General features: G+C 59.8%; 11 protein-coding genes. 2 read left to right on the top strand and 9 right to left on the bottom strand.

Translation table 11 applies throughout. From position 1 onward, the window contains the following. Positions 1–5: 5 nt before the first annotated feature. Complete coding sequence (locus B142_RS0106575; RefSeq protein ID WP_018120755.1) at positions 6–1,298, bottom strand: adenylosuccinate synthase; 1,293 nt, start codon at positions 1,296–1,298, stop codon at positions 6–8. A 107-nt stretch (positions 1,299–1,405) separates the two neighbouring features. Between B142_RS0106575 and B142_RS0106570 the strand changes: the two genes are divergently transcribed. After that, the gene (locus B142_RS0106570) at positions 1,406–2,335 is read left to right on the top strand and encodes a diacylglycerol kinase family protein (protein ID WP_018120754.1); all 930 of its coding nucleotides are present in this window, start codon (positions 1,406–1,408) and stop codon (positions 2,333–2,335) included. A 30-nt stretch (positions 2,336–2,365) separates the two neighbouring features. On the opposite strand, the gene B142_RS12130 is transcribed toward B142_RS0106570, so the two are convergent. The 7 genes from B142_RS12130 to B142_RS0106535 form a co-directional block, all read right to left on the bottom strand. Further along, complete coding sequence (locus B142_RS12130) at positions 2,366–3,595, bottom strand: FUSC family protein (RefSeq protein ID WP_018120753.1); 1,230 nt, start codon at positions 3,593–3,595, stop codon at positions 2,366–2,368. Positions 3,596–3,633: 38 nt separating this feature from the next. After that, positions 3,634–4,668 (bottom strand): class II fructose-bisphosphate aldolase, encoded by a 1,035-nt coding sequence (fbaA, locus tag B142_RS0106560; protein WP_018120752.1) that lies wholly within the window; start codon positions 4,666–4,668, stop codon positions 3,634–3,636. Positions 4,669–4,726: 58 nt separating this feature from the next. Next, complete coding sequence (locus B142_RS0106555; protein ID WP_018120751.1) at positions 4,727–5,932, bottom strand: glycoside hydrolase family 76 protein; 1,206 nt, start codon at positions 5,930–5,932, stop codon at positions 4,727–4,729. A gap of 138 nt (positions 5,933–6,070) precedes the next feature. Next, on the bottom strand, positions 6,071–6,760 hold the full coding sequence (locus B142_RS0106550; protein ID WP_018120750.1) for a TrmH family RNA methyltransferase: 690 nt from the start codon (positions 6,758–6,760) through the stop codon (positions 6,071–6,073). After that, complete coding sequence (gene pyrE, locus B142_RS0106545) at positions 6,760–7,302, bottom strand: orotate phosphoribosyltransferase (protein WP_018120749.1); 543 nt, start codon at positions 7,300–7,302, stop codon at positions 6,760–6,762. The genes B142_RS0106550 and pyrE overlap by 1 nt, the downstream gene beginning before the upstream one ends. Then, entirely contained in the window at positions 7,295–8,869 is a 1,575-nt protein-coding gene (locus tag B142_RS14015) for a hypothetical protein (RefSeq protein WP_018120748.1), read from the bottom strand. Before B142_RS14015 ends, pyrE begins: the two co-directional genes overlap by 8 nt. A gap of 9 nt (positions 8,870–8,878) precedes the next feature. Continuing rightward, entirely contained in the window at positions 8,879–9,709 is an 831-nt protein-coding gene (locus B142_RS0106535) for a sulfurtransferase (RefSeq protein WP_018120747.1), read from the bottom strand. On the opposite strand from B142_RS0106535, the gene B142_RS13570 reads away from it, so the two are divergent. Next, positions 9,708–9,953 (top strand): hypothetical protein, encoded by a 246-nt coding sequence (locus B142_RS13570; protein WP_018120746.1) that lies wholly within the window; start codon positions 9,708–9,710, stop codon positions 9,951–9,953. The two genes, B142_RS0106535 and B142_RS13570, sit on opposite strands and share 2 nt — an antisense overlap. On the opposite strand, the gene B142_RS0106525 is transcribed toward B142_RS13570, so the two are convergent. Beyond that, positions 9,916–10,704 (bottom strand): putative hydro-lyase, encoded by a 789-nt coding sequence (locus tag B142_RS0106525; protein WP_018120745.1) that lies wholly within the window; start codon positions 10,702–10,704, stop codon positions 9,916–9,918. The two genes, B142_RS13570 and B142_RS0106525, sit on opposite strands and share 38 nt — an antisense overlap. Positions 10,705–10,714: the final 10 nt, after the last annotated feature.

Genomic DNA, 10,714 nt, shown 5'->3' with positions numbered 1-10,714 from the left:
ACAGCCTATTTTCCCGCCAGCACGTCGTGGCGCACGATGGTTTGCTCACGTGACGGGCCGACGCCGATATACGACATGCGCGTTCCAGAGAGTTCTTCCAGGCGCAGCACATAATCTTGCGCGCGTTGCGGCAGCTCTTCAAAGGTGGAGCAACCGGTGATGTCTTCGTCCCACGCCGGCATCTTTTCGTAGATCGGTGTGGCGTGGTGTACTTCGGACTGCGAGACCGGCATCTCATCGTGGCGGACGCCATCAACATCGTAGGCCACGCAGATCGGGATCTCCCCGATACCGGTGAGTACGTCAAGTTTGGTGAGGAAGTAATCGGTGAAACCATTAACGCGGCTGGCATAGCGCGCGATCACGGAATCATACCAACCGCAGCGGCGGCGTCGGCCAGTGTTCACGCCGACCTCACCGCCGGTTTCCTGCAGGTAGTTGCCCCATTCGTCGAAAAGTTCCGTCGGGAATGGGCCCGCGCCGACGCGGGTGGTATACGCCTTGATGATGCCCAGGGAAGTAGCAATGCGGGTCGGGCCAATACCGGAGCCGACGCACGCGCCACCTGCCGAAGGATTCGACGAGGTCACAAACGGGTAGGTGCCGTGGTCGACGTCCAGCATGGTAGCCTGGCCGCCTTCCATCAGGATGTGCTTACCGGCTGTAAGTGCCTCATTGAGTTCGCGCTCGGCATCAATGACCATCGGGCGTAGCCGCTCCGCGTAGGACAGGAAGTAGTCGACAACCTCGTCGGCTTCGATAGCTTTGCGGTTGTACATCTTCACCAGCATCTGGTTTTTCACATCCAGTGCCGATTCCACTTTTTGCCGCAGGATGGACTCATCAAAAATATCCTGCACGCGGATGCCGACGCGAGCGACTTTGTCCTGGTACGTCGGGCCAATACCGCGGCCGGTGGTGCCGATCGCGCGCTTGCCCAAAAAGCGTTCCTGCACCCGGTCGAGTGTCTGGTGGTACGGAGCAACCAGGTGCGCGTTGGCGGAAATCTTCAGCCGCGAGGCATTCGCACCACGGGCTTCCAGGCCGTCAATCTCTGCAAACAGCGCTTCCAGGTTGATAACGACGCCATTGCCCAGCACCGGGGTGGCGTTTTCCGACAAAATACCCGCCGGGAGCAGTTTGAGCTCGTATTTCTCACCGCCAACGACGACGGTGTGGCCGGCGTTGTTGCCGCCGTTGGGCTTGACGACGTAATCCACCTGGCCGCCCAAAATGTCTGTGGCTTTACCTTTGCCTTCGTCGCCCCATTGGGCGCCGACGATGACGATCGCTGCCATACCTACCTCATCACTTCCCTGCGGTCAGTAGTTTGATCAGCCTCATAGCCTACTAGGTATTGCCCCACCTGCGATAATTTTTTGTGTCGTCAGATACGATTCTTGGCATGCGTGTGCTGATTCTGCGCTGCGGGCAGGCCGCAGCCGAGCTAGTTTTGCCCGCCACCTTGCATCGTTCTGCCGGTGTGGAAATTTTTTCGCTGCCTGCTGTGCCAGCTCGGGGCGATCTGAAATTTTTATCCGATCACACCACGGAATTGCTGCCGGTTGATCCGACTCCTTCGCTGGAAGAAATCCAAGCGCAGCCGCGCGTCGAGCACCAGGCTGCCCCGCAACTGGCGCCGCAACAGCCGGTGATGCCGCTGCGGATCATCGTGCTTGGTTCGGATGCTGCCTTGTCGGCGGTACTCACCCGGTTGATGCGGGCGGATGCCTTGTGGCCACAGATCGGGTTCGTCCCGGTCACAGATGCTGCACGCGATGACGAAAGTACCGCCGCGCGAAATTGGTCCCTTCCCACTGATCCAGCCGCCGCACTCAAGCTGGCGCTGACCGGCGAGGTCAAACCCGTCCCGCTGATCCGCAACGACGCCGGGCAGGCCGTAGCTGGTTCAGCCACCATCACCCAATGGGATGGCGGGGCAATGACCGGCGAAATCATTGTCGACGACGCCACCTTAGTACAGCAGGATGCGCGGGGACTTGCCGACGGCAGTAGCGCTGGCAGCGGCGGTGCCACGGCTTTTGGTGCGCGCTTGGTTCCGATGCTGAGCGCACCGGGCATCGCTGCGGCAGCGCACACCGCGCAAGAAAAACCGCGCGGCCTTTTTGCTCGTTGGCGCAAGAACAAAGGCACCACCCAAGACGCCGACGCCAACGTCGGCAAGCTGGATCCCAGCACGCTGGTCACCGGACGCGCGGTGCAAGCCGGCGGCCCAGAAATGGCGGTGCACGTCGACGGGGTACGTAGCCCACGCCCGCAAAAGCGTGTGACTTTTTACCGGCACCTGCGGGATCTACAAATCATCCGGCCATGAGTTCCGGGCACGCTGCACGCGCTGCACACCCTACTCCTTGTGTGAGCCCTCGGATTCGTCGTAACGATCCGCCGCGTTGTGCGCATTGTCCTGGATATCCTCAATCTCCCAGACTTCCGGCGGATAAGCCGGCGTCGACGAGGTCGGTGCCAGCACCGCGGCGGCAGACTCCCGAGACATACCAGAGACCATCAGCAGGTCCACGGTCAAAAAACGCACTTGCGACAGGATGGCGTATTCCGAAAGCACGGGATCGTCACTAATCACAGAAAGATCCGTCCGCGCACCAATAATGCGCAAACGGTTGACGATGCCCGGGATCTCGTGGGCTTGGCTCACGCGCGCGCTGGTTTCATAAATTTGCGACAGCTCCAGCGCGATCTCTGCCAACTCATCGATGATATTGATCAACCTCGGGGTGATTTTGTCCCCGTCGACGCTCAAGACCATGCAGCGCCGGGCCAACACACGCACGTTACGGGTGGCGTTGTCGACGGGTGTGAGGATGCGCTCGATGGAACGTAAGTGTTTGCGTGAGCCCCACCGAAACGGTGACACCCCCGCGATTTCACGGCCAGAAGCCGTGGCTTCTAGCATGTGGTCAATATTTGATTGCGTGCCGCGGACCTGCTGGAGCGCGTCTTCGATACGTTCCGAATCCCCTGCTTCCGCGCCTTCTGCCACATCGTGCAGCACCGAAGAGGCAACAGAAAGCACCTTGGCGATTTCATGCCGGGCATCCCGCAGCGCTGAGTTGGGGATCAACGCGATGGAAATGATTCCGATCACCGAGCCGATAGCTGCGTCGATGATGCGTTCAGTGCCGCCGCCTTGCGGCATGATCGTGGCGATCAGGATCGCACCGATGGCCACCTGGTTGCTGACCAGCAGAGATTTCGATAAAAACGCCGCCACCGTCAATGAGATCGCCACCCCGGCGGCAATCTGCCAGTCACCGGTGCCCAGGGTATGCACCAATAACTGGCCCACGCCCACGCCCACGACACCAGCGACCGACATCTCCACGGCTTTGTTCAGGCGATTGCCACCGGAAATACCGAGTACCACCACCACGGAAATCGGCGCAAAAAATGGGACCGCGTGCCCGAAAAACGTCTGCGCAACCCAAAACGCCAAACCTGCGCCGAACGCCGCTTGCACAATGAAGATGAAACGTTTGCGCACGCGTTGCAGGCGCGAAGTCAGCGAATAGTCTAAATGCCGCAGCCGTTCGCGGGTGGAGATCCTGTTAGTTGCCATAGGCGCCGTGACTACCTGAGAAATGCGAAAAGCGCAGCTTAACGCGCGGTGGTCTGCCCCGCAGAGCGCAGCACCTGGCAAGATTCAATGACGCGATCAGCCATGGAGCGCTCTGCCTTCTTCAGGTAGGAGCGTGGATCGTATACCTTCTTGTTGCCCACTTCGCCATCAATCTTGAACACGCCGTCGTAATTGCTGAACATGTGGCGCGCGACCGGGTTGGTGAAGGCATATTGCGTATCGGTGTCAATATTCATCTTGATCACGCCATAACGCAGGGATTCTTCGATCTTGGAAGCCTCCGAGCCGGAACCGCCATGGAAGACATAATCGAAGGGCTGGGAGCCGTCGGCAAGCCCCAGCTTCTTCGTGGCGACCTTCTGGCCTTCGTCCAATACCTCTGGGCGCAGCTTCACGTTGCCGGGCTTGTAGACGCCGTGCACGTTGCCGAAGGTGGCGGCCAACAGGTAACGGCCGTTTTCACCAGTGCCTAGCGCGTCGACGGTCTTTTCAAAATCCTCCGGGGTGGTGTACAGGTTAGCGCCCGCCTTGGCTTCCACGCCGTCTTCTTCACCGCCGACGACGCCGATTTCCACCTCGAGAATGATATTCGCTGCGCGCGACTGTGCCAGCAGCTCCTGGGCGATCTCCAGGTTCTCATCAATCGGGATGGCGGATCCGTCCCACATGTGGGACTGGAACAGCGGCAGCTGACCAGCGTCGACGCGCTCGCGGGAAATCTGCAACAGCGGGCGCACGAATTCATCCAGCCGCTCTTTCTGGCAGTGGTCCGTGTGCAGCGCGATATTCACGCCGTAGTGCGAGGCAGCCTCATGAGCGAACGCAGCCAAGGCCTTCGCGCCAGCAACTTTGTTCTTCACGGCCTGGCCGGAACCGAATTCCGCACCACCGAGAGAAAACTGGATGATGCCGTCGGACTCGGCCTCTGCAAACCCCTGTAGTGCAGCGTTGATGGTCTCGGAAGAAGTGCAGTTGATCGCGGGAAAAGCGAATTGCTCCTTCTTCGCGCGGTCGAGCATCTCGTTATAAACCTCAGGGGTAGCGATAGGCATAAAACATCCTCCAACGTTGGATCTGCAGTCTCGAAGACCAATTATGCCTGAGTCAACGCTAACCTGCAGCCGTATCGCCTTCCGCCAGGGCAACCCGGGCCATCGCTTCTAACGCCATCCAGCCAGATAACTGCACCGATAAATCTCGTTCTGCGATGCGCACAACGCCGACTTTCTCGCGGATCGACATGGGCCCCAACCCAAAGTTGTGCGGCAACAGCGCATCACTGGTCCAGTCCGTGGCAAAAACCGGCAGCCCGTCGACTTCCAAACGGTGGGTCCACACCGATTCCGCCGACGCCCGCACCAGCCGCGTCGCCAGCTTGCGGGTAGCGCGGTTCGCCGGGGAATCATCGGGCAAACGCACCGCGACATCGGCAAGATAGCGCAGCAAAATACCTTTGAACAGACCGCCATCGCCATCGCCGGTGTCCCAGTCGATCACGCCCGCCGGGGTAGCCATGTGCTGGGAAATCGCGTGTACCAAGCTACGGATCCGGCTGATATAGGGCATGGCTTCGTCGGCACGCTCGGCCTCATGCACCGACTGAATATCTTCCAAGCTGTGGATGCCGTGTTCCGCGCGCAGCTTGAGGGCAATTTCCAGGCTGGCTCCGAGCATCACGCCCTGGCAATACGGGTGAATATCGCGCACGATTTCCGGACCGTGCATCCGCATGCGCATCCCATCCATGATCAGCCCGTCATCATTCTGCATGTTGTCAAAGACCCAATCGACGATGTGGATGGCTTCTTTCCAATACCCTGTGCGCGCCAGCATGATCGCCACCGGGCCATTGGTGGGCACGTTATAAAACGTCGAACGGCTATCGCGCCAGGGTGCTACCCCAAGCGTTGTATCCAACCCGGCGCGCAGATTGGTACGTAGAGCATTCAACTGCGGCGGGGTGCCCAACTTGTCCGCTTTTTCCACGCGCCCGAAGGCCAGTGCCAACCAGGCCTTATCGTCGTAATATTTGTTGCGCTCCAGACCGCGCAACTGCCGCAGCTTGATCCCGCGCATGGTATTCGCGATGCGTTTGCTGCGGGTTTTCGTCGGCTGGCGCAGCGCGGCATCGACCTGACAGTCCAGGTAGTGCGCCTGCCACCAGTAATGCCAATGGATAAATAGGCGTTCTTTGAATAACGCGGGCCAGCTCACCCGGGCAAGGTTGGTGCCCGGCACAGACCAGACTGGGCCGGCATGCCGGTCGTTAATGGCGGTCTCTGCGAGATCCGCCCGGTGGGACCATTTTTCTTGCACTATTATCCCATCACTAACTGGGCTTATTCACGGGGCTATTACTAGGCGCTACTACCGAAAATTCGATCATCTGTAGCATACATCACGAATATATAGTGATGCGCTAGTGATTTCACTGCCCCGCTGACACCGACACGCCTACCAGGCCTGATCCAGATCCGCGTGCTGCCGCACCCACGCGTGCATCGCAATCCCAGCAGCCACCCCGGCGTTGATGGAACGCGTCGAACCAAACTGCGCGATCGAACACGTCATCACCGACGCCTGGCTGGTTTCCGCACTCACCCCAGGGCCTTCCTGGCCGAATACCAGCAAACAGCGCCGCGGCAACTCGGCGGTTTCCAGCGGCACGCACCCAGGCGTGTTATCGATGGCCACGACGGTCAGATCATTTTCTGCTGCCCAGGCCATGAGCGTGGCGACGTCACTGTGGTGCTGCAGATGCTGGTAGCGGTCGGTGACCATCGCGCCACGGCGATTCCAGCGCCGCCTGCCGACGATATGCACCGTGTCCACGGCAAAAGCATTTGCCGTGCGCACCACCGTGCCGATATTCGCATCGTTTTCGAAATTCTCGATCGCGATATGCAGCTCATGCCGGCGAGTATCGATATCTTTGATGATCGCCTCGCGCTTCCAATACCGGTAAGCATCGACGACGTTGCGCCGGTCGCCTTCGGCAAGCAGCTCCGGATCTAAGCGGGGATCATCCGGCAGCGGGCCTTCCCACGGGCCGACGCCATGCCGGCCTTCTGCCCATTCCGTCGGGCCTTTATGCTCCGGCGAACTAGCGCGCTCTGGGGTGCTCGTTGCTTCGCGCTCGGCCATTACAGACCCAGGTCATCCAAGCCCAACAGGCTGCGATATTCCAGGCCTTCGGCGCGGATGGCATCGGCGGCACCGGTAGCGCGGTCCACGACGGTGGCTACGCCAACGACGTCCGCGCCAGCTTCACGCAGCGCAGCAACAGCAGTCAACGGGGAATTACCCGTGGTGGTGGTATCTTCCACAACCAGAACTTTCTGGCCCTCGACATTCACGCCTTCGATGCGGCGCTGCATACCGTGTTTTTTCGCTTCTTTCCGCACCACGAATGAATCGATCGGGCGGCCGTCGGCATGCATGATCGAGGTGGCCACCGGGTCCGCACCCAAGGTCAGGCCACCAGCGGCAACGTAGTCCCAGTCCGCGGTTTTTTCACGCAGCAACGAACCAATCAGGCGGGAGGCCTCATGGTGCAGCGTCGCGCGGCGCAGATCCACGTAGTAATCGGCCTCTTTGCCGGATGACAAGGTTACGCGCCCGTGAACAACGGCAAGCTCACGAACGAGTTCGGCCAGGCGGGACAGGTCTTGGGTTTTCTCAGTCATGGCTACCACTGTAGTCATCACCAAAAATCGACGGCCCGGCAGACAGGTCGCGTTTCACGTGCGGGTGTTTCCGTTTGCCACTCTCATCTGGCTTGTCGACGCCGTCGGCAATGGCATCTACTTCGTCGACACCCAACGCGTATGGTTCCAAGTAGCCCCGGGCATCGGCTTTGCTGCGAGTTGGCAGTTCCACGGGTTCGCTGGGGCGTTGCACCGGCGGATGATCCTGCGGGTCCGGGACGACACGCAGCGGCTGATTATTCTCGAAGACCGGGGGCTGTTTCGGACCCATCATCCGGGTGGGATCCGCCCCGTCGAATTTTAAAATTTGTTTTGCCATCGATCGTGGGGGCAACACGCGGGCGGCGTCGGCAAGCAGTCCCAGTGGGGCCAGCATCTCATCCCAGTCCGCAGCATGAGAGCCTTTATCGGTTTGCGCCAGTACCCAATCGGATTCGATCCACACCGCGGTGACGATCTCCGGCAGGTTATCGCAGGCGGTGACCACGCGGGCGTCGATCATGCGGCTAGCGACGGCGGCATCGGTGGCATACGCCGTGAAATCTCCGATGTGTCCGACCTCCAGCAGGTCATCAAAGCCCGCTTCGTCGGTAGTGCGGTCAGTGCGCTGGTCACGATCCGCGCGACGGAAATCCACGACAATTTCAGTCGCCGCCCCGGTGCGCATGGCCATGACGTTCACGCCGCCGAGATCCATCAACACCATCTCGTGACCATAGGCCGAACCTTGCACGATGTCTTTCGGCGCGGCCCCGCCAGCAGCGGCACCGCGGGTCCACTCATCGACGAGGTAATCGTCGTGCTTGGCAAAGCTGAACCCGTTCTTTTCTGCCCACTGCCGACGCTCCCGGCGCAGCGCACCCGGGATGATGGAATCGCGGCGTGGGCCGGCGGGCTTGGCGACGGGGGTTGGGTGTTGTTCTGGTTCTGATTCTAGCTCGGGCGCGGGCTCAGGCTGTTGTTCTGGTTCTGGATCTGATTCTGGTTCTTGCCGTAGTTCAGGCCGTTGTTCTACATCCGTTTCTTGCTCAGGGAGCGCGGAATCGTCGGTTAAAGCATCGGCAGCGTCGACAGCATCGTCGGCTTCCTCGATATCCCCGACGCTTTCGTCGGTTTCGACGGTTTCGTCGCGGTAATCGTCAGCAAGCACGTCATCGGCGATCGGTTCGCCGTCCAGTGCATCATCGGCGGCCGATTCGCCGTCCAGCACATCATCATGTTGTGGATCATGTTGTGGCAGCTGTTCCGCGGTCGCGAGTTCTTCATCATCTAGGACTCGCCCCCGGATCGGCACGTCGCCATAGCTGGCTTGGGCGGACCATTCAGCGTGTTCTTCCGTAGTGCCTGGCTCGTCGGAAATGGGCTCGTCAGAAAAATTATCGTCGACAAGCGCAGCACCAGTAGTGGTGCGGCCTTCCTGCTCCGCTGGCTCCACGGCAGCAGGCGAATCCTGGTGCTGGGTACGGCGCTGCTTCGAATCCAGGTACCACAGAAATACGGCTGCGGCCCCGGCGATGACGGCCAGAGTTAGTAGAACATACGGCATGCAGTTAGTTTAACGTGAAGTTTCCACAGGATTGGCAGCATTCGCCGACCACTGCGACCATCCGCCCACGTAATGCGACGCACCGGTCAGCCCAACGTGTTCCGCCAGGGCCAGCGCCAGGCCGGAGTGGTTTCCAGAACCGGAATAAAACACGGTGCCCTCGCCCTTAGTCACGCCTGCTTTGGCAAAGACCTCACGGATTTCTTCTTTCGGTTTGGCCAGGCGATTCGGAGTCAGCAGATCCCGCATGGACGCATTCACCGCGCCTGGGATGTGACCGGCTTTCAAATCCAAATTTTCTTGTTTGCCGGAATAACGCCAAAAAGAGCGAGTGTCGACGAGCGTGCCATCGAAATTGCGTACCTCGTCAATAGTGGCCGAAGGCATAGACCCCGGCTGGATCGTCAGCGCAGAGCCCATCGCGATATTGCCAGGCCCGCACATGGTGTCGAAGCCTGTGCGGTACCACTGCGCCAATCCACCATCCAAAATGGACACATTTTTAATACCCGCCCAGCGCAGCACCCACCAGGCACGGCCCGCGAAAAAGCCCTGTCCATCGTCATAAACCACCACTGGCCGATCACCACGCAACCCCCAGCGATTAACGTTCGCTTGCAGACGCGCCGGATCCGGCAACGGGTTGCGCCCAGCCTTCGATCCTGGCAAGCCGGCCAGAGTGGTAGCGGGGTTGACGTGCTGGGCAGTGGGAATATGCCCGGCGCGGAATTGTCGGAAGCTGTTGCCCTGCCCCGGAACCCAGGTGGTAGCTAGCAGGGTGAGTTTGTCTCCACGGTGGATTTTCTCGTGTAATTCTTCGGCACTGACCAGGACGCTCATGGCTTCCAGTGTAGGGCAAACGCTTGCCGACGTTCGGTCCCTGAAAGATGATGCAGAGCAAGCCCAGCCAGGTGTTGAATTCAGCGTCGTTGAGGAAATTACGATTAATTTTCCAATAGCCCTGCTCGACGCTAATGTCCTCTACCCGAACATCATTTATGAAAATATCCATCGGGGTATTTGCAGCCAGCTGGCCCGAATCATTCCTATGGCACCTGGTAGCGACGGTCTTCTTGATCAGTAATCAACATATGCCCAGGTGCATGAGTAATCGCCAGTTCGGGACGTGACTGCATCACCATCGCCTGTGGAGTCACTCCACACGCCCAGAACACCGGAATATCGCCTTTTTCAGAAACCGGCCGGTCACCGAAATCCGGCGCATCTAAATCTGCAATCCCCAGCGCTTCCGGATCCCCAATATGAACCGGTGCGCCGTGCACCGCGGGGAAACGTGAACTAATACGCACTGCATCAGAGACTTTCGCCGCCGGAATCATCCGCAATGAAACCACCAGGTTGCCCGACAAACTCCCCGCTGGACGGCAGGCAATAGTGGTGTTGTACATCGGCACATTACGCCCCGCGGGAATGTGTCGAACCGGCACACCATTGTCCAGCAGTGGGTGTTCAAAACTAAAAGAACAGCCTAATAAAAATGCTACGAGATCATCCCGCCACGCCTCGCGCGCATCAGGGACCTCGTCGACAAGCTCGCCATTTTTGAACACGCGGTAGGCCGGGGCGTCGGTGCGCACATCGGCCTCGTCCGCAGCAAAGATGCCGCCGCGCACCTGCCCCGGCTCCAATACTTCCAATACCGGGCACGGTTTCGGGTTGCGCTGGGCAAACAGCAAGAAATCAAAGGCCAGCTCACGCGGCAACGCGAGCAAGTTGGCCTGCGTATACCCGGCAGACCAGCCACTGGTCGGGGTCACCAACCCCTCGCGAAACTTCCGGCGGGCCTGTGCTGGGCTGAGGCTGCGAGTATCCATGCACTCCAGG

Source organism: Corynebacterium propinquum DSM 44285, assembly GCF_000375525.1.
GTDB lineage: Bacteria > Actinomycetota > Actinomycetes > Mycobacteriales > Mycobacteriaceae > Corynebacterium > Corynebacterium propinquum.
The sequence above is the reverse complement of the archived record's forward strand: the minus strand, read 5'-3'. Positions and strand labels throughout refer to the sequence as shown.

Coding starts and splice junctions, on each gene's coding strand:
- pyrE (WP_018120749.1), bottom strand. CDS start 7,302: ATGACTGAGAAAACCCAAGACCTGTCCCGCCTGGCCGAACTCGTTCGT.
- B142_RS0106535 (WP_018120747.1), bottom strand. CDS start 9,709: ATGAGCGTCCTGGTCAGTGCCGAAGAATTACACGAGAAAATCCACCGT.
- B142_RS13570 (WP_018120746.1), top strand. CDS start 9,708: ATGGCTTCCAGTGTAGGGCAAACGCTTGCCGACGTTCGGTCCCTGAAA.
- B142_RS0106575 (WP_018120755.1), bottom strand. CDS start 1,298: ATGGCAGCGATCGTCATCGTCGGCGCCCAATGGGGCGACGAAGGCAAA.
- B142_RS0106550 (WP_018120750.1), bottom strand. CDS start 6,760: ATGGCCGAGCGCGAAGCAACGAGCACCCCAGAGCGCGCTAGTTCGCCG.
- B142_RS14015 (WP_018120748.1), bottom strand. CDS start 8,869: ATGCCGTATGTTCTACTAACTCTGGCCGTCATCGCCGGGGCCGCAGCC.
- B142_RS0106570 (WP_018120754.1), top strand. CDS start 1,406: ATGCGTGTGCTGATTCTGCGCTGCGGGCAGGCCGCAGCCGAGCTAGTT.
- B142_RS0106525 (WP_018120745.1), bottom strand. CDS start 10,704: ATGGATACTCGCAGCCTCAGCCCAGCACAGGCCCGCCGGAAGTTTCGC.
- fbaA (WP_018120752.1), bottom strand. CDS start 4,668: ATGCCTATCGCTACCCCTGAGGTTTATAACGAGATGCTCGACCGCGCG.
- B142_RS12130 (WP_018120753.1), bottom strand. CDS start 3,595: ATGGCAACTAACAGGATCTCCACCCGCGAACGGCTGCGGCATTTAGAC.